At 60.3% G+C, this 24633-nt stretch carries 17 protein-coding genes; 6 read left to right on the top strand and 11 right to left on the bottom strand.

The features are described from left to right. Positions 1 to 548 precede the first annotated feature (548 nt). From T370_RS0103900 to T370_RS0103885, 4 genes are all read right to left on the bottom strand, one after another. Complete coding sequence (locus tag T370_RS0103900) at positions 549 to 1001, bottom strand: methylglyoxal synthase (protein ID WP_005024609.1); 453 nt, start codon at positions 999 to 1001, stop codon at positions 549 to 551. Positions 1002 to 1137: 136 nt separating this feature from the next. Then, entirely contained in the window at positions 1138 to 1827 is a 690-nt protein-coding gene (locus tag T370_RS0103895) for an RraA family protein (protein WP_029434809.1), read from the bottom strand. 244 nt (positions 1828 to 2071) lie between these two features. Next, positions 2072 to 3070, bottom strand: coding sequence for an Ldh family oxidoreductase (locus T370_RS0103890; RefSeq protein ID WP_029434808.1), 999 nt, complete (start codon positions 3068 to 3070; stop codon positions 2072 to 2074). Next, positions 3067 to 3996, bottom strand: coding sequence for a hydroxyacid dehydrogenase (locus T370_RS0103885; protein ID WP_029434807.1), 930 nt, complete (start codon positions 3994 to 3996; stop codon positions 3067 to 3069). Before T370_RS0103885 ends, T370_RS0103890 begins: the two co-directional genes overlap by 4 nt. A gap of 104 nt (positions 3997 to 4100) precedes the next feature. On the opposite strand from T370_RS0103885, the gene T370_RS0103880 reads away from it, so the two are divergent. Next, the gene (locus T370_RS0103880) at positions 4101 to 4829 is read left to right on the top strand and encodes a GntR family transcriptional regulator (RefSeq protein WP_005024613.1); all 729 of its coding nucleotides are present in this window, start codon (positions 4101 to 4103) and stop codon (positions 4827 to 4829) included. Positions 4830 to 4943: 114 nt separating this feature from the next. Here the strand turns inward: T370_RS0103880 and T370_RS0103875 are convergent, their stop codons facing one another. The 6 genes from T370_RS0103875 to thiM all read right to left on the bottom strand — a co-directional run bounded on the left by T370_RS0103875 (position 4944) and on the right by thiM (position 12568). Next, on the bottom strand, positions 4944 to 6104 hold the full coding sequence (locus T370_RS0103875) for a UxaA family hydrolase (RefSeq protein ID WP_005024614.1): 1161 nt from the start codon (positions 6102 to 6104) through the stop codon (positions 4944 to 4946). Between the two features lie 5 nt (positions 6105 to 6109). Then, a complete protein-coding gene (locus T370_RS0103870) occupies positions 6110 to 6394 on the bottom strand; it encodes a UxaA family hydrolase (protein WP_005024615.1) in 285 nt (94 codons plus the stop codon). 193 nt (positions 6395 to 6587) lie between these two features. Beyond that, positions 6588 to 8567 (bottom strand): tripartite tricarboxylate transporter permease, encoded by a 1980-nt coding sequence (locus T370_RS0103865; RefSeq protein ID WP_029434806.1) that lies wholly within the window; start codon positions 8565 to 8567, stop codon positions 6588 to 6590. A 57-nt stretch (positions 8568 to 8624) separates the two neighbouring features. Continuing rightward, entirely contained in the window at positions 8625 to 9581 is a 957-nt protein-coding gene (locus T370_RS0103860) for a tripartite tricarboxylate transporter substrate binding protein (protein ID WP_029434805.1), read from the bottom strand. Positions 9582 to 10335: 754 nt separating this feature from the next. Then, a complete protein-coding gene (locus T370_RS0103855; protein WP_029434804.1) occupies positions 10336 to 11247 on the bottom strand; it encodes a formate dehydrogenase accessory protein FdhE in 912 nt (303 codons plus the stop codon). A 484-nt stretch (positions 11248 to 11731) separates the two neighbouring features. Then, positions 11732 to 12568 carry a hydroxyethylthiazole kinase gene (thiM, locus tag T370_RS0103850; protein ID WP_029434803.1) on the bottom strand — a complete coding sequence of 279 codons (837 nt, stop codon included), beginning with the start codon at positions 12566 to 12568 and terminating at the stop codon, positions 11732 to 11734. Between the two features lie 587 nt (positions 12569 to 13155). Between thiM and fdnG the strand changes: the two genes are divergently transcribed. The 5 genes from fdnG (at position 13156) to T370_RS0103820 (ending at position 23334) form a co-directional block, all read left to right on the top strand. After that, positions 13156 to 16206 (top strand): formate dehydrogenase-N subunit alpha, encoded by a 3051-nt coding sequence (gene fdnG / locus T370_RS0103840; protein ID WP_081847476.1) that lies wholly within the window; start codon positions 13156 to 13158, stop codon positions 16204 to 16206. A gap of 441 nt (positions 16207 to 16647) precedes the next feature. Continuing rightward, positions 16648 to 17352, top strand: coding sequence for a 4Fe-4S dicluster domain-containing protein (locus tag T370_RS0103835; protein ID WP_029434801.1), 705 nt, complete (start codon positions 16648 to 16650; stop codon positions 17350 to 17352). Between the two features lie 24 nt (positions 17353 to 17376). After that, positions 17377 to 17856 (top strand): cytochrome c3 family protein, encoded by a 480-nt coding sequence (locus T370_RS0103830; RefSeq protein ID WP_005024624.1) that lies wholly within the window; start codon positions 17377 to 17379, stop codon positions 17854 to 17856. A gap of 327 nt (positions 17857 to 18183) precedes the next feature. After that, positions 18184 to 18783 carry a molybdenum cofactor guanylyltransferase gene (gene mobA, locus T370_RS0103825; protein WP_029434800.1) on the top strand — a complete coding sequence of 200 codons (600 nt, stop codon included), beginning with the start codon at positions 18184 to 18186 and terminating at the stop codon, positions 18781 to 18783. 519 nt (positions 18784 to 19302) lie between these two features. Continuing rightward, positions 19303 to 23334: a DEAD/DEAH box helicase gene (locus T370_RS0103820; RefSeq protein ID WP_029434799.1), complete on the top strand. Its 4032-nt coding sequence runs from the start codon at positions 19303 to 19305 to the stop codon at positions 23332 to 23334. Between the two features lie 309 nt (positions 23335 to 23643). Here the strand turns inward: T370_RS0103820 and T370_RS0103815 are convergent, their stop codons facing one another. Then, positions 23644 to 24561 (bottom strand): LysR family transcriptional regulator, encoded by a 918-nt coding sequence (locus T370_RS0103815; RefSeq protein WP_009368625.1) that lies wholly within the window; start codon positions 24559 to 24561, stop codon positions 23644 to 23646. Positions 24562 to 24633 lie beyond the last annotated feature (72 nt).

Genomic DNA, 24633 nt, shown 5'->3' with positions numbered 1-24633 from the left:
AGACAATTGAATGCTCCGGGACGTTGCCCCAACAATGAACAAGGTATCCCATTAGGATGGGGTCGGTACAGGGCGGACATGAGGGGAACATTTCGGTCGAGGGCCATGCGTTACTGTATTGTTGCGGTTTGGGTTAGGTTCGGCTTGAGAGCTATGGATAAAAAGTAACATAATATTTATGATTATGAGATAAAAATAAAACAGTGATGTTCTACAATTCTTTTTTCGTTGAATATTCATAAGTTAATGAATCATACAGTCCGCAAAGGCAGAATGTTGGAAGCCCCCCCAAGAGAAGATTCCGGCATTGGAATGGAATGACCGTAAACACCAGTCCGTTAAAGCGTAAACAATGGCCATAGCGAGGAGCCGTGCCCACGGATGGCTTTTTACTAGTACCGAACGGGGACCACAGAGGGAAAAGGGCACACCGGAAGCCTCCGCTCTACCCTGTTACTCGCAAAAAAGGAGACGCCTCACAGGGAAAGCCCTCTGAGACGCCTTACGGGAAGCCCGGCGGCCCGCGCCGTTCCGGGGAAAGGTCAGCGCTAGCTGAGCGAACGTTCGGTATACTCGGAAAAATCGTATGTCGATTGAGGATGTTCCTGCAAGAAGGCCGGCGACGAGACAAGGCAGTTTGCTGTGGCGACATTACAAGCTGTAGGGATATTGTACAGATTGGAAATGCGCAGCAGGGCCTTAACGTCCACGTCATGCGGCTGGGCCAGCATGGGGTCCCAGAAAAAGATCAGGGCGTCGATCCTGCCTTCCGCGATACGGGACCCCATCTGCTGATCCCCCCCGAGCGGACCGGATTTCAGGCACTCCACGGGGGTCGACGGGCTCTCGTCGCCAAGCAGCTCGCGTAACGCCGCGTCTATAAGACGTCCCGTGGTCCCCGTGCAGGTCAGGCGATGGCCTTTCAGTTCGTTGACATGCTCCCGCGCCCACCGGACCAAATCCTTTTTGCAGTTGTCGTGCGCCACCAGCGCGATATTCATGAAAGCTCCTTTGGAAAAGAAGATAACAAAGAACGACGCCCTCCCCCCAGCCTGTTCCGAAACGGCGCGGGCGTTCCTGCAAAAGGATACGAGAGGCGCGGACGGAGTCAAGAAAAAGGTTTTCCGTGGTGCCCGGCTACCGCCACGGGCCCTCGACAATCTCACAGCCCTTCCGTTCCAGCGCGCCGTCTACCCATCCACGATCAAAAAGCCCCCGGCGGGCATTCTCGGTCTTCGCCAGATCCCGCTCATGGGATTGCCGCGCCGCGTCGTACAGACTGGCCGCATCTCCCGACGGGATGACGATGACGCCGTCGCGGTCCCCGAGGATGATGTCCCCGGGCTCCACACTCTGGCCGCAGCACACGACGGGGACGTTGATTTCGCCCGGGCCTTCGCGGTATGGTCCGCCCGGCGTAAATCCCGAGGCATACACGGGCAGCGGAAAACCGCGCAGGCAATCCGCATCCCGGATCGGGCCGTCGACCACAATCCCGGCGAGTTTTTTGGACGCGGCATACCGGAACATGAGTTCACCCATAAGGGAACGCCCCGATTCCCCACCAGACACGATGAGCACGTCGCCCTCCTCCGCCATGTTGAGGGCTTTATGGATCATAAGGCTATCGCCGGGACGGGCCTTCACGGTCAAGGCCACACCCGACATGGTTCCGACCGGGTCCGAGAGCAGACGCACATCCGGAGTCATGGCGCACATCCGGTGCATGGCATCCGCGACCGGAGCCGTGGCGAACGCTCCATAGGCCCGGACCAATTCGGGATCAGGCAGAGGACGTTGGGTAAAAATACGAAAACCAACCGACATAAGAACCTCGGGATGGCGGAAGCACCGCTTCCGGCTGCAGCTATCAACGGAAAGGGCCGCACCGCTCGGGGGGAGAGAGCGGCACGGCCCGCCGAGAGAGGCTTTCGTGTATGGAACTCCAATTTCAACGTATCGTTTGAAGCCTCTCCACAAGGCTATCAAGGAAAAGGTAACCAGCATGGATACCCTTTCCATCAATCTGTTCTGATTTTTTTAAGAAAGGTCCACCGAACTTCTGTCGGATTTAGGCAACCCCGGCCCTTTTTCGGAGATCGTTATACAGTGCCTCTGGCAGGTTCACGCCTGAAATCCGGTTTCGTTCCCGCAGCGCGAAACGCCGTTCCCCGGGCAGACGTACGCCTTCCTGTCCGAGCAGGTGCCCGCACAAGGCCTCAAGCCGTGCCGAAAAATCAGGATTCAACGGTTTCGGGTCCAGCAGGATGAACGTCTGTCCTATGCCGGGCGCGCTTCCCGTAGGCTCAAAGAACGAGCTGGCTTCATAGGCGTGATTGGCACCCGTGAGCGTAGCGGAAAGGATTTCCACCATCAGGGCAAGGGCCGCCCCTTTGGCATCCCCGACGGGAATCATCGTTCCGCCCAGCGCCGCCACGGGGTCCGTGGTCGCCCGGCCCGCCGCATCCAGAGCCCAACCTTCGGGGATCGCCTCACCCCGCTGTTTCGCGCCCATGATCTTGCCCCGCGCCACTTTGCTCAGGGACATATCGATCACCAGCGGATGCTTCCCCTCCCTCGGACAGCCAAAGGCTAGCGGATTCGTCCCAAAGGACGCCTTTGATCCGTTCCACGGAGCCATCGCCGCCGGCGTGTTGGAAAAAATCAATGATATGAGCCCCGCTTCCGCGATCCGTTCCGCATACAGCCCAACCACGCCGCAATGGTGCGACCGGGTGACTCCCAATACGGACACCCCGTTGCGGCGCGCCAGAGGTATGGCTTTTTCCAGCCCCGCCAGAATGGCCGGAAAAGCGAACCCGTTTCCCGCATCCACCAGCACGGCCGCAGGAGCAGCCTGACGCACCAGCGGAATGGCCCGCGCTTTTACCTTGCCTGACAGAGCCTGATCCACATAAAAGGGAATGCGGGAGAACCCGTGTGAGGGGAGCCCATCCAGTTCGGCCCGCACCAGCGCCTCCACGACGCTGGCGGCGGACTCCTCGGGCACGCCCGCTTCCCTGAATACGGCCATGCCCAAATCCTGAAGCTGTTCGGGAGTCAAAATCATGCGGCACCTCTCAGGCATTCGGCAACCTTCCGTGCCACGACGGCGCTGACCCGGACGTTGGATTCACGGGTTACCCCGGCGATATGGGGGGTCAAGAGGCAATTGGGAACGTCCGCCAATGGCGAACCCGCCGGGAGCGGCTCCTTCTCAAAGACATCGACCATCGCCCCGGCGAGCCGACCTGAGCGGAGCGCATCCGCAAGGGCCGCTTCTTCCACAATGCCGCCCCGGGCCGTATTGATCAGTACAGCTCCCGGCTTCATGCGCGCCAGCCGTCCCGCGTCGAAAAGCTGGCGGGTATCAGGCGTAAGCGGTACATGCAGGCTCACGGCATCCGCTTCGGCAAGCAGGGTTTCCAGCATCACCGGCTCCACGCCCAGCTTTTCCCAATCCGGTGCGTCCGCCGGCAAAAAAGGATCATAGGCCATGACCCGCATCCCACAGGCACGGGCGCGCAGCGCCACGTCCCGGGCGATCCCTCCGAATCCGACAAGACCGAGCACCTTGCCGGATATCTCGCCGCCCACCATACGTTCCCTGGGCCATGCCCCGGCGGCGACAGCGAATGTTCCGCAATAGCAGCCTCGGGCGAGCATGAGCAGCCCGGCGAGCACATATTCGGCCACCGCCGTGTTGTTCGCGCCTGTGGCCGGAATAACCGCGATGCCCCGTTCCCGGCAGGCCTTGCAGTCAATATTGTCAAGGCCCACGCCAAGGCGGCCCACTACGCGCAGATGTGCGCCTTCCAGCAACGCGCCACGCACCTGCGTCCGATTGCGGACGATGAGCGCGCGGCACCCAGCGGCGGCGGCGGCCAGTTCCTCGGGCCTGTCCACGAGGGTTTTGTCATAAAGAACATCAAACGACGCCCTCAGATCGGCGACGGCGGCCTCATCCATGAACTCTGAAATAACGATTTCTGCCATGTCGTACTCCCGGCCCGCCCGCCTTCCGGGGAAAAAGCGTTCAAGCCATTTGATCTTCTATATTATATAAGATAAAAAGTACTGAAAGATTCTCCGGAGGAACCATGACCCCATCATCGAAACTCACATTCGCTCCACTGTACGAACAGGTGAAAAAGGCCATTCTCAACCGCATCATTGCCGGAGAATGGGGGCCGGGAAGCTTCCTGCCCAGTGAAATCGCACTCGCTAAAGAATACGGAGTCAGCCAAGGAACGCTGCGCAAGGCCCTTAATGCGCTTACCCGCGAAAAACGGCTGGTCCGCTACCAGGGCAAGGGAACCGCTGTGGCCGTACTCGACGAAGACAGTTCCCTGTTCCCCTTCTTCCTTCTCAGCGACAGGAACGGAAAACGCGTCTACCCGCTTTCACAAATCTACGGCGTGCGGCTCGCCACGCCGTCGGACGCCGAACGGGCGGCTCTCGAGCTTGCTCCGGACGCCAAAGTCATCCACATCGACCGTGTACGTATGCTCAACGATTTCCCGGTCATCAACGAACGGGTCGCGCTACCGACCGCCCGTTTTCCCCATTTCAACTTCGAGTTCGATAAAGTGCCGAACACCCTCTACGAGCACTATCAAATCCATTTCGGCATCACCGTGGCCCACGCCACGGAACAGATCGAAGTCACCATGCCGGACAGCGGAGACCTCAAGCGGCTTAACATAGAGCGGAACCATCCGTTGCTGCTGGTGACCCGCACATCCTTTGACCTTCAGGACCGCCCCGTCGAATTTCGCATCAGCCGGATCAACACGGGCAACCACGTGTACCGCGCCGACCTGCGCTGAGCGCGCCCCTTCCGTCCCTGAGCCCCCGAAGCGGTTTCGGAGATTCTTTGGACTGATATATTGAAGGCAGGAGGTTCCCCTCCCGCCTTCTTTTTTATAGGGATTCCAGCGATATTAGGCGCTTTCGTACAGACGGGTCATAACGAACTGGTTCTGCTTCAGAGCTTCGGCGGCGGTCATACGGCCGGCGATGGTCTGGAACATCATGTCGAGCAGCTTGTCGCCAGCCTGGTCGAGATTCATTTCGCGGCGCAGGATACCGGACACGTCCACGTCCATGTGTTCGGACATGGTGCGGATGGTGCGCGGGTTGGCGGACAGTTTGATAACGGGCACGATCGGGTTGCCGATGATGTTGCCCTGGCCGGTGGGGAAGAAGTGCACCACGTAGCCGGCGGCGGCCACGAGGGTGATCATTTCAGCGGCGGCGGAGGAGGAGTCCATGAACCACAGGCCGGGGCCGGTAGGCGTCACAGCCTTGTCCAGCGTGCCGATGACGGGCGCCTTCGTGCCGATCTTCTGAATGTTGCCGAGGGCCTTTTCCTCGATGGTGGTCAAGCCGCCTTCGATGTTGCCCTTGGTCGGCTGAGAGTCGGAAAGGTCGGAGGTCTTGTGGTCGTCGATAACCTTGGCGTAACGGTCAAAGAACGCGGTAAATTCGCTGCGGACCCGGTCATTGGCGCAACGGGCCTTCACCAGATGTTCGCCGCCGGTGAGTTCGGTGGTTTCACCGAACACCAGCGTGCAGCCCTCTTCATACAGCTTGTCGAACGCGTTACCGACGGTCGGGCAGGAGGCCAGGCCGGAGGTGGTGTCGGATTCGCCGCATTTGCAGGAAACCCACAGGTCGGAGATGGGGCACTCCACTTTCTGGAGGGCGGAAGCGTACTGCACGAACTCCTTCGCCTTGCGGGAAGCGCGGGCGATGGTGTCGATCTGGCCGTGCTGCTCGATGCCGAAGCCGGCAACGGGCTTGCCTGTCTTGGCGATGCCGTCCACCACGTCCTGGGTCCACTTTTCTTCGATGCCGATAACGATGACGGCGGCAACGTTCGGGTTGCTGCCGGCGCCGATCAAGGTGCGGAAGTGGAGGTCAAGGTCGGCACCGAACTGCAGACGGCCGTAAGGATGCTGGATGGCAACGGTGCCGCCGATGTTATTGGCAACGGCGTTGCAAGCGGGCTGGGAAAGGTCGTCCAGGGGCAAAATCAGCACATGATTGCGAATGCCCACGCGGCCGTTGTCGCGGCGATAACCGAAAAATGACTTTTGCATGTGACCTACCACCTTTTGGTCTTGACGTTGTGGACATGAAGATGCTCGCCCTGACGGATGGGTTTGACAACCTTCCCGATATCGGTGCCGTACTTGAAGACGGTATCGCCGACATTCAAATCCTTGAGAGCGATCTTGTGCCCGATCGGAATATCATCGAGAACCTTGAACGTAATGGTCTTGTCCTCTTTCATGATCCAGCCAGTCAGTTCCTGACCGGCCTTCACGCCTTCCACGGTGATGACGCCGACGCTGTCGCCGTCTTCATGAACCAGAAATTGCACTGACATGATTGCCTCCTAAGGTTTGGTTCAAATGCGATTCTTCTGTATTATGTCTTATATAAGACTGTCAAGTAAACAACTGATCCTTTCCGGACGAACGTTTTAATATAGATAAAACTATATCTTCTAAAACGTTTCAGGCCAGGGGTTAAGAACGGGTTATGAATGTTTCACGGAAACAGGCAACGCACACGGCAGGCTAAAGGAACATCCCCTCAGGTACCGGAACGTTGAGCAGCAGCGTAAAGCCCGCCCATACCAGCAAGCTGAAGCCAATCGCAAATGCGATCGCCGTTCGCGCAAGACGCGGCAGGCCGCGGCTGTGATCGCCGAGGATGAGCGTGGAGCCAGCGATGAACCCCATCGTGGTGACGAGGAAGCCGAACACCGGGATAAGCACGGCGTAGCACAAAGAGGTCGCGCAGATGATGCCGATCTTGCACCACGCCACAGCCTCACCGCCTTCGGGTTCGGCGGCCTCACGGGAGCGGCGCCACAACCCCTTGCCGACGAAATACGCTCCACCCGCGCCGATCAGCTTAGTCAGCACTTCAGGAAAGACACGGCTGACCCCTTCCAGACCTTCGTACTGGACAAGGAAGGCGGCGGCGATGGCGAGGAAACCAATCCCCGCGAACAGATCCGTCTTCCAGCCGGGACGGGGGCCTTCAGGAAGCAGAGCGGCGTGCTTGCGGTTACGCAGCTTGAGCAGAAACGGCGTCAGCAACGACAAGAGCAGCGCGGCGATGAGCACCTTATTGATCGAGCCTTCGAACATGACGGACATCAGGCCGCCGTCCACCGAACGGGACAAGTCCACGCTCTTTCCAAGGTTCTCCTCGATCATCGGCCCAAGGATGACGCCAAGAGCCATTGCACCGGTGTCCATGCCCACCTTGCCGCCAAAGAACCCGACGAGCCCGAAGGCGAGCACTACCCATATGTCCACCAGGCTGTTGCTGATGGCGTAGGCCCCGATGAAGGCCAACACCACGATGCCGATGGCGACCAGCGTAAGCCGGATGCTCAGAAGGCGCGCCATACATTGGCACAGCACGAAGCCGACGGGGATCATCAGCAGGTTCACCGCGAACTGGGACATGATGAACGTATAGGCCAGATCGCCGGATGCGGTGAATATCTTGAATCCCGGCTGGATGCCGTGAGCCATGAGCGCCCCGAGGATGACCGCCGCCACCGCGCTGCCGGGGATACCGAGGGTCAGCATGGGGATGAGCGAGCCGCCGATGACCGCATTGTTCGCGCTTTCGGAGGCGGCGACCCCCTCAAGGCTCCCCTTGCCATAGCGGGAAGGGTCCTTGTCCCACCGCTTGGACTCGTTGTAGGAGATGATCGAAGCGATCTCGCCTCCCGCGCCGGGAAGCATCCCGATCCACGTCCCGAGCACGGAGGACCGGACGAGGATCGTCTTGCAATGGGCGGCAAGATACCGGAACACCTTGCCGAAGGCTCCCTTGTGCGGGTGGTACTCCGCAATGAAGCTCTTGTCCGTACCGATGAGGTACAGTACTTGCGAGAATGAGAACAGGCCGATCATGCAGGGTATCACGGACACGCCCTGCAAGAGGTCATAGGTCCCGAAGGTGAAGCGCGGCGCGCCGGTGTTGGGGTCGAGCCCGATGGTGGAAACCAAGATGCCCACCGCGCCGGAAACGATGCCTTTGCCCATGTTGTCCGGGGTCATCACCGCGATGGTGGAGAGCCCGAAGAGACACAGCCAAAAACTTTCCGGCCCGCCGAACTGGAGCGCGAACCGCGCCAGCGAGCCGCCAAGGCAGAGCAGGAACAGCGTGCCCACAATGCCCCCGAAGGCCGAGGACAGAAGCGACGTGTACAGCCCGAGATCCGCCCTCCCCTTCTGGCACAGCGGCCAGCCGTCGAACGTGGTCGCCACGGAGGAAGGCGTGCCCGGCGTGCAGATGAGAATGGCCGAGTTCGCGCCGCCATAGATGGCCCCAGCGTATATCGCGCCGAGCATGATCAGGCCGCTGGTCGGGTTCATGGCGAACGTGGCCGGGACCATGAGCGCCACCCCCATGGTGGCGGAGAGCCCCGGAAGCGCCCCAATGATGATCCCGCCTGTGAGGCCCGCGAGCATCAGGATGATGTTCAGCGGCTCGAACAGGTGGAGAGTGGCCGGCAAAATGAATTCTGTCATGCGAAACGTCCTTTCGAAGCGGTGCAGCGCTCCGCTCCCATAACGGGAGCGGAAACACTATTTCTTGAGCAATCCGGCTGCGGAAAGGGCCTCTTGAGCATGAGCCTGCTGCCCGGCGATGTAGGCCGCAAAAGCTTCGCCGTCCATGTATTCGGCGGGCTGCCCGGCCTTCTTCATATCGGCCAGATACTCAGGATCTTCGCAAATCTTCTTGAAGAGCACCCGCAAAGCGTCGAGCTCGGCGGGCTTGATGCCCTTGGGCGCGGCAAAACAGCGGCGGATGTCGGACACCATGTCGATGCCCGCTTCGCGCAGCGTCGGGACGTCGGGCAGGAAGCCATTGCGCTTTTCGGCGGCGACATTGAGCACCCGGAACTCGTCGATGGAACGCATCACATCGTTGATGTTTCCGAAAATCATGTCGATTTCCCCGCCGAGCAGCGCCGCGTTCTGGTCTGCGGCACCCTTGTAGAATACGCTGGTCAGCTTGGCGTCGGGATACTTTTTGCCGTAGTCGAGGAACATCAGGTGGTGGCCCGACAGAGGGCCGACGAGGCCGACGCGGATCTTGCCGGGGTTTTTACGAGCTGCGGCGATGATTTCGCTGGTCGACTGGTAGGGGCTGTCCTTGCGGACGGCGATGCACTGGGGATCGTTGACGACCTGGCAAATGTACTTGAAGCTGTCAGGGGTGAACTGGGCGTTCTGCGCCAGCGGCTGGAGGATGATGTGGGGGACGTTCAAGCCGCCGATGGTGTAGCCGTCCGGGCGGGCCTTGGCTATTTCCGTAAACCCGATGATGCCTCCCGCACCGGGCTTGTACACGAACACCCACGGCTGCGGCGCATACTTATTCCAGTACTTCTGCATAATCCGAGCCTGCACGTCGCTCGAACCGCCCGCAGTGAAGGCGATGATCATGTTAATAGGTTTCTCGGGATAGGCCGCCGCTGCGGGCATAGCCAGCAACCCCAGCAGACACAACGCCGTACGCAAACAGGACAACAGTTTCATAGAGGCTCTCCTTACTTGTCGGTGATACAACACTCCTGACGCTGTATGACAACGCGCCGTCCCCTGAGCGGGCCATCCTTGAAGCGGTATCAGTTTCAAGAACGCCATTCACGGGAAAACATGATTTCCCGTAGATTCGCGGGTGGTTCCTTCCGAATCCGGACGTTCCGCCTCCTTCAAGGCCGAGATGCTCCGGTTCGGCGCGTATTGTCCCTCTCACTGTGAATCTTTTGTAAGATGTCTTATATAAGATTGTCAAGTGAAAAAGAACACAGATTGTCATTAAAATAGATAATCATTTGAAACTAAACATCATTTTTCTATAAAAAGAAGCTGTTCAACCCCGTGGCATCCATTATCCTGGTGAATACCCTGAAGACATCGCCGCTTCAGCACACTCAGTTTCTTTTTTTCACAAGATAGAACGTCAAAACGGATTCGCTTTGAAACGCCGTTAGAGCGGATTGTACCTCTCTCAATGCCTCATCCTAAGAAAAGCTTGAACTACCCCTGCACACTCAACGGCGTGCCGGATATCCATCCGGCACCAACTGCCTATCTCGTGTAAATAATTACAATAAATACTGCAGGAAACGGATATGCCCTTGTTACGGAGCTACGCGAAACCGCCTCCGGACAAGGAGGCCGGGCCCACCCCGCGCCGTTTCATACGCCACTCGGTTAAAACAAAAAAAGCCGTCCCCGCCTATTGGCATGGGACGGCCCGTATTTCACGAGGCGAAACGCAAAGTGCTTATAGCCCCCACTCCGAAGGCGCGACCCGGTGGAAGTCTTCGTTCTGGGCGGCGATGTCGAGGGGGAGGGATTCGAGATCATCCAGCGCGGGGATGCTCTCTCGGCCGAAGAATTCGCGGAAGTCGGCTATCTTGATATAGCTCTTGCACGAGCGGCAGACATGAACCTGGTACCCCGGTTCGTTTTCCGTCGTGAAATAGTCCAGTTTCTTGGCATCTTCCTCAAGACAGAACGGGCACTGGATGCGCTTGGCCCGGAACGTCGTCCGGCAGTACGAACACGTATGCATCCGCTTTCCGCCCTTGTTGATGTCCCGGCCCTCGTTGCGCGACGGCTCAGGGCCGCTCAGATGCCCGATGAAAGCCGGGCTCCCGCATACCGGACAGTGCCCGTGCTGCCAAACGTCGTTCTGCGGATAGGCGGAGGAAAGCGCCTCGCCCGCGGCTTCGAGCCATGGCTCCATGCTGTTGTACACAAGGAACGGCAGCAAATTGGGCGCGTCGGGCGCTTCCTTGGCCCATGCCTCAAAGGGTTCGGCGTTTTCCAGCATGTAGGCGCGGAACAGTTCTTCGGGCCGGATGTCGCCCCGGATCAGCTTATCCCGGACAAGCTGCGCAGTCGTGCGGAGCTGCGGCAGGGATTCCGCCACTTCCAAGATAGAGCGGAAAAGCTTCTCGGCCCCCTCCGCATCGACGGGGAATTGCTCCCTGGCCAGCAGCGGCGCCCCCTGCCGATGCTCCATATCGCCGCAGACCAAAGCCGGATCGACGGAAACCGCCAACGAAGCCCTCACCTCACCTTGCAGGCGGCATACGTCCTTTACGAGTTCCAAAAATTCCTGCGGAAACCACGTCTTATCCTCAAGTGCGGCAAACTTCTTCACCAATCTGTCGTTCTTCGACGCTTCCATCTATCCTCCCGTGCACGGGCGCTGGGCCGGCACCTCAAAAATGCATACTAAAAAGCGAGGCCCAAGAGAGGCACACGCCGCTGATCAACTTCATCCATAACGGCCCAACGGTGTCAGCGCAAGGCGTTTTGGCACCCTCCTTTATCCAAGCGCCGGGATCGCCTCGTCAAAACTTCCCCGGATCGCCCAACCATGGGCCATATACAGGCACACGCGAAAAACTCTTTCTCACCCGCGTCTGAAAAAGCCCCCTTCCCTGCGGCGGAGGGCTCAATCCTTCCCTAATAGTTCAAGTGTTCCTTGAAGAAAAAGCCTTTTCACCCCAAAAGGAGTTGCGGGGCGATCCCATCGCCGATTCGGAATAAGAAGCCGCGCAGACGGCAAAAACCGATCCAGCCCGAAGGATACCGCCGCATGGAGGCTGCACATTTTCCTCTGCGCTTCCCCACGGGATACAAAGCGGGCCTCCCTGCTCTGCGCAGCCTCAGATCCGCAACCGTTCCGCCTTGCTCCTGCGGGTCAGCGTCGCCCCGTCCAGCTTGCTCATGGCGTCCATCAGAAGGACACGGTACGTCCCCGAACCTCCGTCCACGGACAGCAGTTTCTCATACGCCAGCTCCCCGCAAATCCCCATGGCCGACATGGCGCAGACGCAGGACGGCAAAAGCGCCTGCGGGTCGGCTCCCACGCAGCAGCCGATGACCCCCGCCGACATGCAGCCCGTCCCCGTGATGTTGGCCATCATGGGGTGCCCGTTACGGATGGCCCATGCTTCATGGCTGTCCGCGACAATATCGATAGGACCGCTGATCACGATGGCCGCGCCAGTCTGGGTACTGACCTTCCGGGCAAGATCCGTATGCCAGCGCAGATTGCCTTCCGTACTCAGGGCGTCAAGGTTCGCGTCCACCCCCTTGGTTGTGCCGATCCCTTCCGCCAGATACGCGATTTCCGAAATATTGCCCTTAATGACGTCAAAACGGACTTCCCGGAGCAACATCGCTGCTGTTTCATTGCGAAAACGGGAAGCCCCCACGCCCACGGGATCGAATACCACGGGGCGGCCCAGCCTGTTGGCCTCCTTCCCTGCCGCCAGCATGGATTGTACCGTCCGCTCGCTGAGCGTGCCTATGTTCAGCACCAGCGCGGAGCAATGCCCGACGATCTGCTCCACTTCACGCAAATCATCGGCCATGATGGGCGAACCGCCCAAAGCCAGCGTCATGTTGGCACAATCATTGACGGTGACATAATTGGTAATAAAATGCACCAGCGGCCTTTTTTGCCGTACGGCGCTCAGTATATTTTCAAATGGGTTCATCCTTCAGCCTTCCTTTCCCCATCGGCGGGATGTTCTTCAAGCACACGACCCAGCCATATGGGGCCGTTTTCACCAGACCTCGGCAACCGGCTCCCGGACACCGGCCCGTACAGCGGAAACCCGCCGACCCATCAGAGCCTTTCCAGCGCCTTTCTTCCGGGCGGGAAACCTTGCCTTCAGACGCGAGGCATCCCATGATTTGGCCATCATGTCTATGCCATTCACTCCCCCCTACGCAACCGAGAAGGCCTGGGCTTTGCCTGTCCGCCATCCATGTTGCCCGTACCATTCCGGCCATACTCCTTGGGCGTTTCACTGTAGGGAACCCATTACATTTCGCCGAGACGCCTCTCCTCGCTTTACGGGAAGACCGCCTTTTTCTTCCCCTTATTTTCCGTTTTACAAAGGAATATTTCCACAAGCCCCTTTTTCTCCGAAACAGGATTGACACAAGGCCTATGCTGGACTAGCAGTAGGGTATCTGTAACCAGATCATGCAATGATTTAAACTATATATGCTTACATGAGCATATATCGGCATTCCTGCGGCGGAACCACCGTTTCCGCCCAATATCGGGAGGATCACCATGAGCGTATCACGCCGAGGCTTTCTGAAGTTCGGTCTTGGGGCCGCGCTGGCGGGCGCCGTTTCCGGGCTCGGATTCAACTTGCGCCCCGCTTTCGCGCAGGCCAAGGAATTCAAACTCAAGTGGACGAAACAGACCACATCCATCTGCTGTTACTGTGCCGTGGGCTGCGGGCTCATCGTCAGCACCAGCACATCTGACAACCCGCTCGGCAAGGGCCGCGCCATCAACGTCGAAGGCGATCCGGATCACCCGATCAACGAGGGCTCCCTCTGTCCCAAGGGCGCGTCCACGTGGCAGCTTACCGTCAACGATCAGCGCCCCAAGAAGCCGCTTTACCGCGCCCCCCACGCCACCGAATGGAAAGAAGTGGAATGGGAATGGGCGATGGAAGAAATCGCCAAGCGCGTGAAGGAAAGCCGCGACAAGTCGTTCACGGAAAAGAACGACAAGGGCCAGCTCGTCAACCGCACCGAAGCCATGGCTTCGTTCGGTTCCGCCGCAATGGACAACGAGGAGTGCTGGGCCTATCAGTCCATCCTCCGCAGCCTCGGCCTGGTGTATATCGAACACCAGGCGCGTCTCTGACACAGCGCCACTGTTACGGCTCTGGCAGAGTCGTTCGGACGCGGTGCAATGACGAATCACTGGAACGATTTGGCAAACAGTGATTGTATCCTCATCATGGGCAGCAACCCTGCCGAAAACCATCCCATTTCCTTCAAATGGGTGCTCAAGGCTCAGGATAAGGGCGCGAAGGTCGTCAGCGTCGACCCGCGCTTCACCCACTCTTCGAGCAAGGCCGACTTCTATGTCCAGCTTCGCGTGGGCACGGACATCGCCTTCCTCGGCGGGATGATCAACTATATCCTGAACAACGACAAATATTTCAAGCAGTACGTCATCGACAGCACCAACGGCCCCACGGTCGTCGGCGAGCGTTTCGGGTTCAGCGACGGCCTCTTCTCCGGCTTCAACGCCGACAAGAAGAGCTACGATAAGAAAACGTGGGCGTTCGAAATGGACGCCAACGGCGTTCCCGTGCGCGACGAGACGCTCACGCATCCCCGTTGCGTCTTGCAGCTTCTCAAGAAGCACTACGACCGCTACACGCTCGACAAGGTGTCCGAGACCACCGGAACGCCCAAGGAAGACCTCCTGCGCGTCTATGAAACCTTCGCGTCCACCGGTGCGCCCGACAAGGCCGGGACCATCATGTACGCTATGGGCTGGACCCAGAAAAGCGTGGGTGTGCAGAACATCCGCGCCATGTCCATCATCCAGCTTCTGCTCGGCAACATCGGTGTGGCGGGCGGCGGCGTCAACGCGCTGCGCGGCGAATCCAACGTGCAGGGTTCCACCGACCAGGCGCTCCTTGCGGACATCTGGCCCGGCTACCTGCCCGTGCCCACTTCCACGCTGACGACCCTCGCGGATTACAACGCCACCACGCCCAAGACCAACGATCCCAAGAGCGTGAACTGGTGGGGCAACCGGCCCAAGTACACGGCGAGCTTCCTCATGTCGCTCTATCCCGGCGTGACGCCCGATGTGGCCTACAGCTACGTCCCGCGCCTCGACGCCGACAAGAAGCGGACCGACTACATGTGGATGTCCATCTTTGACCGCATGGTCGAAGGCAAGCTCGACGGCCTGTTCGCCTGGGGCATGAACCCCGCCTGCTCCGGCCCGAACGCCAACAAAAGCCGCGGGGCTATGGAAAAGCTCAAGTGGCTGGTGAACGTCAACCTGTTCGACAACGAAACCGGTTCGTTCTGGCGCGGCCCCGGCAAGGACCCGACCCAGATCGCCACGGAAGTCTTCTTCCTGCCCTGCTGCACGTCCATTGAAAAGGAAGGCTCCATAGCCAACTCAGGCCGCTGGATGCAGTGGCGCTATGCCGGCCCCGACCGTTACGGCGAAACCAAGCCCGACGGCGACATCATGGTCGAAATGATGCTCGCCATCCGCAAGCTCTATAAGGAGCAAGGCGGCGTCTTCCCCGAACCGATCCTTGGCCTCGGCATCGACAAGTGGATGGAAGGGCACGAGTTCTCGCCCGCCAACACCGCCAAGGTCATGAACGGCTACTTCCTGCGCGACGTGACCATCGGCGGCAAGCTGTACAAGGCCGGGCATCAGGTCCCCGCCTTCGCCATGCTGCAGGCCGACGGCTCCACCGCCAGCGGCAACTGGCTGCACGCGGGCTCGTGGACGGACGAGGGCAACATGATGGCCCGCCGCGACAAGACGCAGACGCCGGAACAGGAAAAGATCGGCCTGTTCCCGAACTGGTCCTACGCATGGCCCATGAACCGCCGCATCATCTACAACCGTGCCTCCGTGGACAAGCAGGGCCGCCCGTGGAACCCGGACAAGCCGGTCATCCAGTGGCGCGACGGCAAGTGGGTCGGCGACGTGGTGGACGGCGGCGGCGACCCCGGCACCAAATACCCCTTCATCATGCAGAAGGACGGCCAGGGCGCGCTCTTCGGGCCAGGCCGCGAAGACGGGCCGCTCCCCGAGTTCTACGAACCGATGGAATCGCCCTTCGAGAAGCACGTCTTCTCCGCGCAGCGCAGCAACCCCGTGGCGTTCAAGGCCATCGGCGAAGTGCTGGCCGTGGCGGACGAGCGCTTCCCGTTCATCGGCACGACCTACCGCGTCACCGAGCACTGGCAGACGGGCCTCATGACCCGCCGCTGCTCGTGGCTGGTGGAAGCCGAGCCGCAGGTCTTCGCGGAGCTTGATCCGGAGCTTGCCAAGGAACGCGGCATCGGCAACGGCGACGTGGTGCGCGTCAGCAGCGCCCGCGGCAACCTGCTTGCCAAGGCCATCGTGACCAACCGCTTCCAGCCCATGAACGCCAACGGCAAAACCGTGCACATGATCGGCCTTCCCTGGCACTTCGGCTGGCTGGTGCCCAAGCGCGGCGGCGACAGCGCAAACCTTCTCACCGCCGCCGTGGGCGACCCCAACTCCGCCATACCGGAATCCAAGGCCTTCATGGTCAACATCGAAAAGATGCCTGATCAGGATTTGCCGGAGTAGTTACTGAGATGGGTTACGAGACCGGGGGAGGGCGTTTTTTTAAAAGCGCCCTCCCCGGCCCCCCACCCGCAAAAACTTTGACTGGAGGGGAGGTGGCGCGACGGGAGTTCCGTTGACCGGACGGCTGAAAGGCAAAGGTTCCCTAGTAAATCTCCCTCCGGGCAACCGAAAAAATGTTCGTGGCGAAAATTTTGCCGGGCGGAAAAGCCATTATCCTTTGCAACGGCCCTTCCAGCACGTAACAAGAAAACAGCCGTTCCGGGAAACTTCCGCCAAGGGAAACCGGCCGGGCCGTCCCAAACGCCGCCCGTCCCGTTTATAAAAGTCTAGGGAAAAGGGGAGGTTTGGAGGGGGGAAGGGGAACCCTTCTTCAGATAGGGGTCCCCTTCCCCCCTCCAAGTTCACCGCTCCCTCCCCTCCACCCCGATAAAGGAGTCCATCATGGCGAAAGCCTTTTTTGTCGACCTGACGCGCTGCACGGGCTGCCGAGGCTGCCAAATCGCGTGCAAGCAGTGGAAGAACCTGCCCGCCGAGGAAACGACGAACCGCGGCGGACACACGAACCCGCCGGACCTGTCCAGCGTGACCTACAAAACCGTGCACATGCGCGAAGTGGGCAAGGGAAAGGACTTCAGGATGTTGTTCTTCCCTGAACAATGCCGCCATTGCGAACTGGCCCCGTGCAGGACCGCTTCGACCATCGACGGCGCCATCGTGCAGGACGAAAAGACGGGCGCGGTACTGTTCACGCCCCTGACCGCCCAGCTTGACGGCCAGGCCGTGCGCGAAGCCTGCCCCTATGATATCCCGCGTGTTGACCCGCAAACAAAGCAGATCCACAAGTGCGACTTCTGCAACGACCGGGTGCATCAGGGTGTGCTCCCCGCGTGCGTCCTGTCCTGTCCCACCGGGTGCATGAATTTCGGCGAACGGGAAGATATGGAAAACCTCGCCGAGCAGCGGCTTGCGGAAGTTAAAGAACGTTTTCCCAATGCCGTATTGGGTGACAACGGCATCGTACACGTGATATACTTGTACGCGGAAGATCCCAATCTGTACCACAAGTTCGCCGTATTCGCTCAGAACGACGCCAACCCGATGACGCGCCGCCAGCTTTTTGCGAAACTGCGCCGACCTGTGGCTTAGTCCTCAGCACCCGGAGTTGTAAACGTGAGAAAGGAACTCTTGACCCTTGCCGTGGCCTGTCTCCTGTGTGTCCCCGCTTTCGCCGCCGATGACGAAGAACCCAAAGGCGTCAGCGATATCAAGGAGGTCGGCAAAGTTATCCGCAATCCCATCACCATTGAGGCGACCGGCGGAAAGCAGAAGATGGATGTCGTGTTCAACCACTCGTCGCACCGGCGCGTCCGTTGCCAGACCTGCCACCACGCGCTGCCTTCCGACATCGACGCCAAGTACGTCTCCTGCGGCGCGAGCGAGGAATGCCACTCCGTGCCCCGTGGCGACGACGGCGTCGCCCCGAGCCTCTTCAAAGCGTTCCACGCCAAGGACAGCGATCATTCCTGCTACGGTTGCCATATGAAAAAGCGTAAGCAGTACACAGGGTTCCAAAAGGGTTGCTTGCCCTGCCACGAAAAGGCTCAGAAGGATCCCAAGGCTCCGGCCGTTGCTGAAAAGACGTTGAACTAACCCCCCGCCATAGCGGGTTCCCGTCTATGGACAAGGCGGCTTTCCACAAAGGGAAGTCGCCTTTTTTCGGAAAAGGCCGGTGTATCCGCTCTCAAGAGCCTTTGCCCCGTCCGCCGATGTTTGCCGATTTCCATCTCCGCAACGGATTCCGCCCCTTGTCCAAAGAAACTTTTTTGGAAAAAATACTTAGCCAGCCCCTGTCTGTTCCCTTTGTCACGAGCACGCCCTTTTTTCCGCAACCGTTTTGCCTCCAGCCGAGAATATGATACAAAGAGCCAGACATCAGCGCATTCCCATCCTCTTGAGAGGTACCGCCGGGGAGGCATCGTGTACGGAATAGTCATGGCGGGTGGCCTGTCGTCCCGCATGGGGCGGAACAAGCTTCGTCTCTCGATTCACGGCGACGGCAAGGACATGCTTGAGCGCACGGTGGAGCTGCTCGGCGGCTTCACGGACGACGTGTTCGTCTCCTGCCGCGCCCCCGAAGACGCCGCCCCCTTCAAGGCCATTCCCGACGAGGTGGATCGTCAGGGGCCGTTCGGCGGGGTCTATTCGGCACTGCGCCGCCTGCAAAAGCCCATATTGGTCCTCTCCTGCGATCTGCCGTTCATGGACGGCCCGACGCTTCGCCGCCTGCTCGATGCGCGGGAAGCCCGTTTGCCCGGCACCATCATGACCACGTATCAGCAAGAGGAAACGGGATTCATCGAAGCGCTGGTAGCGGTGTACGAGCCCGCGTGTCTGCCTTGGTTCGATGCCGCGTGGGAACAGGGTATCCGCAAGTTCAGCGTGGTCATCCCCGAAGAGCTGCGCACCCATGTCCCCTACTCGCGCTCGGAAGCCTTGCCCTTTTTCAACATCAACTATCCCGCCGACTTTGAAATCGCCCGCCGCCTCGCGGAGCTGATGAGGAGGGACGGGATGTAGAGACGGGAAGGAAGAGAAGACTTGGAGGGGAGAGGGAGGGGCTTTCTGGAGAAAGCCCCTCCCTCTCCCCTCCAAACCTCCCCGCTCCCACCCCAAAGACTTTTGTATGCGGGCATCAGGTCGGCTCCGTTTGACGTAAAGGGCCGACCATCGTCTTTGCCCGAGCAAAAAAATGTAAAAACTGTTTTAACATCCATTACATACGTTCGAGGATTGAGGCATGTCCATCTTTCCGAAATCAATATCCCCTCAATGCCGTTCTCTTTTGAAACGGAATACCATTACCATTTCAAAACGGATGCTCCCCTAACCATACAAAAACAGCGTACTGTATCCCGCTGTCCGGGCATCACATCCGCTCCCGCAGCCGACCGTACTTTTGCATGGTTCTACAAATCCGCAACAACGGAAAAGACACCTCCATTCACAGCAAAAGCAGTGAACAGGGATTCGATAAAGTTGAAAAGTTTAGGGGATGAGAGGAGAGGGATATATCCTCCCCGCCCCCAAGGAGCTCCCATGAATCCACTCAAATCCCTGCGGCAGCGGTACGTGGAGCTGTCGGAACCGTACCGACTGCTGCTGCAGCTCAAGGCCGTAACGGGCGGGTTCTCGCGTTCGCTCCTGCCGGAATGCCTGCGTGAGGCGGGTGTCCAGCCGCCGCGCGGGCAGGTCTGGAACGCCGGGGATATCAGAACCGCACTCCACACCCTGCGCCAGATGGGGCTCACCGACGACAAGGACCGCGTCGTTGCGGAATTCGAGCATGATCTCTGTATAGAGGGCCTGCAACGCATGGCCCCGGCGGTGCGGAAGGTGCTGGAACGGGGGGCAGGCATCCATACCGCCGCCTTGAGGCTACGCCTTGCCGTATATGAACGGGATCTCAAGGCCTATGAAAGGGCCCGGCTTGACGCACAAGCGATGGAGGAAGGCGGCAACCATCCCTTCGTCGGGCAGTTTGCCGATACCCCCACCGATCCGGGCTGGCTGGCCGCACTCCCTCCGCGCATGAGGCTGGACGTGATCACCAACAACCTCATTCCGCTCGTCGAGGCAGGGAGCATCACCAGAAACCTACGCAACTGCCTGGACGTTTTGCCGCAACTGCGCTCCTCACTGGCGGATCTGCCTCCCTGCCCGGCACTGATCCTGTTCGACGCGCTCGCCGGACGCTACGCGGAAGCCCGCGCCCAGATTGTGCCGCTGCTGCTCGACAGGACGGAATTCAGGGGCCCCCTGTTTCAGGGCATCATCGCCTTCCTGGAAGGCGGGGACGCCGTGCCCGCGCTCCGGGAAGCACAAAAACGCTTCCGCAAGACCCGCGGCAAACGCAAGGCGAACCTGCCCGGCCCCGGCGGTCTGTGCTTCGCGCTGGCCCTGATCCGCGCCGATCAGCCGGAACTCCGCGAAGAATGCGCCGCCATACTGCACGAACTGTCCCCCCGCCAACCCGCTTATAAAGGGCTTGCGGCTGCAAAGGCGCTTCTCGGCCTCGCCAACGGACGCTCCGAAGCCGCCATGCTCAAACGCATTGAAGATCTGCCTTCCGATCCGCTCTCCGAGGCTGTTTTCCGGGCCGTGGACGCCAGCCTTGATGACGGTTCGCACGATGACCGCCCCACGGAACGCCAGTTTGAACGGCTCAAAGGCATACTGCCGCTCACGGCCTGCCTGTTCGCGGAAACGCTGGCCCGCCTCCGCCCGCAAGGGCCGTGGAAGGCATGGATCGAAGGCTTCCCGATACGCCATGTCCGGCTTACCGATTTTCTGGACCGCCGCGAAAATTGGGAGCGGGTCTTCGAAGCGCTGGTGCACAAGCTGCAACAGCCTGTGGTAAAAGAAAAAGCCAAAAAGCGCATCGCATGGCTCGTGGATACCGAGCGTTTCCGCGTGGAAGCCTTGGAACAGTCTTCCAAAGGCGAGGACTGGACCGCCGGGCGCGCCATTTCCCTCAAACGGCTGCACGAGGAATCCGAAACGCTGGACTGGCTCACCGAACAGGATCGTTCCGTGCTCGCCACCTTGCGCTGGTCGCGGTCATGGAACGGCACGACCTGCGAGGCCGACCCGTACCGGGCGCTTCCCGCGCTGGCGGGCCATCCGAACCTGCTCCGGGCGTCGGACCGCGTGCCCATCTCGCTGGCCTGCAAACCTGTGGAACTGGTCGTGCGGCAGGAGCGCAACGGGTACAGCCTTGCGCTCTCGCGGTGGATGCCGCGCGGGGAAATGCAGTGCGTGGAAGCAGCCCCGCGATCCTATATTCTCTATTATCTTCCGGGACGTCTGGAAGGCACCGCCGATCTGCTTGGAGAGCATGGGCTGAGCGTTCCCACGGAAGGCGGCCCCAGGGTGTTGGAACTGATCAGGAATCTGGACGAAGACGTCGTACGCCCGGTCATCCGGGCCGAAGAGGTATCCGCATCGGTCCGGCTGCTGGTGCGCCTGCGCCCCCTCGGTACAGGCATTGAAGCCGCATTGCACGTGCGTCCGTTCGGGATGCCCGGCACCCCGGCATTCCCTGTGGGCGACGGCCCGGTGGCCCCGTTGGCGGAGGTCGAAGGCCGCGCCGTGCGCGCGGAACGGGATTTCGAAGAGGAAATCCACGCGGCGAGGGCCCTTGTGCGTGCCTGCCCGACCTTGCGCGAACGTGGCGGCATCGGCCCGTGGTGCATTGAAGATATTGAAGAGGCTTTGGATTGCCTTCTCGAACTGGAACAGGCCGGCCCGGAACTGGAATGGCCCGAAGGAGAGAAACTCCGGGTCTGCCCGCAGGTTTCGACGGCACGGCTCACTGTGGATGTGCGCCATTCACGCGACTGGTTCCAGCTGCACGGGCAGATCGCGGTCAACGAGTCTCTGGTGCTGGATATGGCGCAGGTGCTGGAACGCCTCGCGCAGTCGAAAGGCCGTTTTGTACCCCTTGGGGACGGCGCGTTCCTCGCCCTGACCAAGCAATTCCGGCAACAGCTTGATCGGCTGGAACGGCTGGCTGAACGCGACGGCGCAAGCCTCCGGGTGCATCCGCTGGCGGCGGATACGGTGTACGATCTGCTTGACGGGGCGGAGGTCAAGGGCGACGCCACATGGGAAAGCTGGCTTGGCCGCATCCGGCTGCCCGGCGGTACGCCCGCCGTGCCGTCGACGCTGCGGGCGGAGCTGCGCGACTACCAGCTTGACGGCTATGTCTGGATGTCCCGGCTGGCCCGCTGGGGCGCGGGAGCCTGTCTTGCGGACGATATGGGGCTCGGCAAGACCGTGCAGACCATCGCCGTGCTGTTGGCGCAGGCCGAGATGGGGCCGTCGATCATCATTGCGCCCACATCCGTCTGCCACAACTGGGAAAACGAACTCGACCGCTTCGCGCCCACGCTCTCGGTGCACCGTTTCGGCCCCGGCGACCGGGCCGCACTGGTGGGGGCCCTCGGCCCCGGCGACGTGCTCGTCGCAAGCTACGGGCTGCTGCATACGGAAGCCAAATGCCTCTCCGGGCGCGAGTGGCAGGTGGCCGTTTTCGATGAAGCGCAAGCGCTCAAGAACGCCGACACCCGCCGCGCCCGGGCCAGCCGCCAGATTCCGGCAGCCTTCCGCGTGGCGCTCACGGGCACGCCCATCGAAAACCGCCTTGAGGATCTTTGGAGCCTGTTCAACCTGATCAATCCCGGCCTGCTCGGTACGCGGCAATCGTTCCAGAAACGGTTTGCCGCCGCATCCGCGCCGTCCACGGAGGAAAACGCCGTTTCGGAAGGCCAGTCCGCCGCCCGGCAAGCCCTGCGCGCGCTTGTCCGGCCCTTCATCCTGCGCCGCACCAAAAGTGAAGTCCTTACGGAACTTCCCCCGCGCACGGAACAGGTTATCGAAGTGGATCTCCCCGACGATGAACGGGCTTTCTACGAGGCGCTGCGCCGTAATGCCCTCGCCTCGCTGGAGGCCGCCAAGCAAGAGGATGCCGAAGGTTCCCAGAAATTCAGCATCCTGACCGAGTTGATGAAGCTGCGCCGGGCCTGCTGCGCCCCCGCGCTCATCGATCCCGGCACCAGCCTCACGGGCGCGAAGCTCTCGGCTTTTATGGAATTGGTGGAAGAACTCGTGCGGGGCGGACACAAGGCGCTGGTGTTCAGCCAGTTCGTGGGCTGCCTTTCCGAGGCCCGCCGCCTGCTCGATGCCGCCGGATACGGATATCAGTATCTGGACGGCTCCACGCCCGACCGGGAACGCCAGGCGGCTGTGGCGGCATTCCAGTCGGGCAAGGGCGATCTCTTCCTCATCAGCCTGAAGGCGGGCGGGCAGGGGCTCAACCTTACCGCCGCCGACTACGTGATCCATCTTGACCCGTGGTGGAACCCCGCCGTGGAGGATCAGGCGTCCGACCGAGCCTACCGCCTCGGGCAGCAACGCCCCGTGACCGTCTACCGGCTGGTCGCGCGCGGGACCGTGGAGGAGTCCATCCTCAAGCTCCACCGTTCCAAGCGCGCCCTCGCCGCCGACGTCCTCGAAGGCACGGACGTGCCCTTGAGCGAAGCCGAACTCATGGATCTGATCCGCAGATAACGGCGTATCTCACCATGAAATTTGTAAGGCGATAACCTGCTGGCAGCCCACAAAAAAAGGAGTTCGCACTCCAAAGTGGAGCCGCTTTCCGATTTTCGGCAGACCATCAGTACGGGATGCCCCGGTTTGTTTGCAGAAGTGGCTTTCTTCGGATTACCCGGAGGAAGCCGCTTTTTTCTCTGGTAAAAGCCCTAAAAGCAGCACGTGTTACGATACGTTCACCGTTGCGGAGAAACGCAAACAAAATGTACGGCTGTCTGCCGCGAAAAGCGGCGCGGGCCGCCGTTTTCCGTGACAGACAGCCCTTTTTCATATCTCAAAATCCGGTTGTTCGCCGGGATCGGCGTTGACCTTGTGCAGACACTGGATGACCCGGCGGGCGGTCCGGGAAAGATAGGCATGTTCCAGCCAGATGAGTACGGGCGCAAGGTCGAGGCCGGGCACGTCCAGCCGACGCATCGGGAAAGATTCCAACGTCCCGGCGGCCACTTCCCGCTCGGGGAGTATGGCTACGGCGGACATGCCCTGTCGGAGCAGCTTGTGCAGCAGGCGGGTATCCTGCGAATCCAAGACCACGTTGGGGCGTACCCCTTTATCCTGAAAGGCGCGCATGATCAGATCATAGCCGCCTCCGCCGTCACGCCGCCGCGAGAGCATCAGCGGCGCTTCCCTCAGTTCCTCAACGCCGATGGATCGTGCCTCGGGCGGGGGAACCCCCTGCCCATACACGGCAACGAATTCCTGCCGCGCCAACGGGAGCATGGCGTAGTTGGCGTTCTGCACCGGAAGCTGGACCAGCGCGAAGTCAAGATTCCGCTCCTGCATGTGCCGTTCGAGGGACTGGTTGTCCATGACCCAGACCCGGAAGCGCAGATCCGGGAATTCCCGGTTCAGGGCCGGAATGGGTGTACTTGCCAGCGAGAGGCACGGCGGGCACACCCCGATCCGCACCAGGCCGGAGACCTTGTTCCGGCTTTCCCGAATATCCTTTTCCAGACCCGCAACATAGGAAAGGATAAACTGCGCCCGCTGATACAGGGCCTCCCCTTCCGGCGTCACCTGCCACGCCTTCCCCTCTCGATAAATAAGCTGGACATCGAGCTCTTCTTCGAGTTCCTTCAGGCGCATACTCAACGGAGGCTGCGAAATGTGCAGGGCTTCCGCCGCTTTGCTGATCTGTCCCTTTTCGACAATCGCGCAAAAATACTCTAGCCGTTTCAAATCCATGCCCACCCCGCTTCCGCGCTGCCCCGTGCCGCACGGCATCCATCCCTTACACTGTGCATATCTATTCTGCTC

The organism is Bilophila wadsworthia ATCC 49260, assembly GCF_000701705.1.
In the GTDB taxonomy this organism is placed as follows: Bacteria; Desulfobacterota; Desulfovibrionia; order Desulfovibrionales; family Desulfovibrionaceae; genus Bilophila; species Bilophila wadsworthia.
This window is presented reverse-complemented; position numbering and strand designations above follow the sequence as displayed.

What these genes read in the sequence shown, in the direction of transcription:
- T370_RS0103900 (WP_005024609.1), bottom strand. Translation starts at nt 1,001, where the DNA reads ATGAATATCGCGCTGGTGGCGCACGACAACTGCAAAAAGGATTTGGTC.
- T370_RS0103895 (WP_029434809.1), bottom strand. Translation starts at nt 1,827, where the DNA reads ATGTCGGTTGGTTTTCGTATTTTTACCCAACGTCCTCTGCCTGATCCC.
- T370_RS0103890 (WP_029434808.1), bottom strand. Translation starts at nt 3,070, where the DNA reads ATGATTTTGACTCCCGAACAGCTTCAGGATTTGGGCATGGCCGTATTC.
- T370_RS0103885 (WP_029434807.1), bottom strand. Translation starts at nt 3,996, where the DNA reads ATGGCAGAAATCGTTATTTCAGAGTTCATGGATGAGGCCGCCGTCGCC.
- T370_RS0103880 (WP_005024613.1), top strand. Translation starts at nt 4,101, where the DNA reads ATGACCCCATCATCGAAACTCACATTCGCTCCACTGTACGAACAGGTG.
- T370_RS0103875 (WP_005024614.1), bottom strand. Translation starts at nt 6,104, where the DNA reads ATGCAAAAGTCATTTTTCGGTTATCGCCGCGACAACGGCCGCGTGGGC.
- T370_RS0103870 (WP_005024615.1), bottom strand. Translation starts at nt 6,394, where the DNA reads ATGTCAGTGCAATTTCTGGTTCATGAAGACGGCGACAGCGTCGGCGTC.
- T370_RS0103865 (WP_029434806.1), bottom strand. Translation starts at nt 8,567, where the DNA reads ATGACAGAATTCATTTTGCCGGCCACTCTCCACCTGTTCGAGCCGCTG.
- T370_RS0103860 (WP_029434805.1), bottom strand. Translation starts at nt 9,581, where the DNA reads ATGAAACTGTTGTCCTGTTTGCGTACGGCGTTGTGTCTGCTGGGGTTG.
- T370_RS0103855 (WP_029434804.1), bottom strand. Translation starts at nt 11,247, where the DNA reads ATGGAAGCGTCGAAGAACGACAGATTGGTGAAGAAGTTTGCCGCACTT.
- thiM (WP_029434803.1), bottom strand. Translation starts at nt 12,568, where the DNA reads ATGAACCCATTTGAAAATATACTGAGCGCCGTACGGCAAAAAAGGCCG.
- T370_RS0103835 (WP_029434801.1), top strand. Translation starts at nt 16,648, where the DNA reads ATGGCGAAAGCCTTTTTTGTCGACCTGACGCGCTGCACGGGCTGCCGA.
- T370_RS0103820 (WP_029434799.1), top strand. Translation starts at nt 19,303, where the DNA reads ATGAATCCACTCAAATCCCTGCGGCAGCGGTACGTGGAGCTGTCGGAA.
- T370_RS0103815 (WP_009368625.1), bottom strand. Translation starts at nt 24,561, where the DNA reads ATGGATTTGAAACGGCTAGAGTATTTTTGCGCGATTGTCGAAAAGGGA.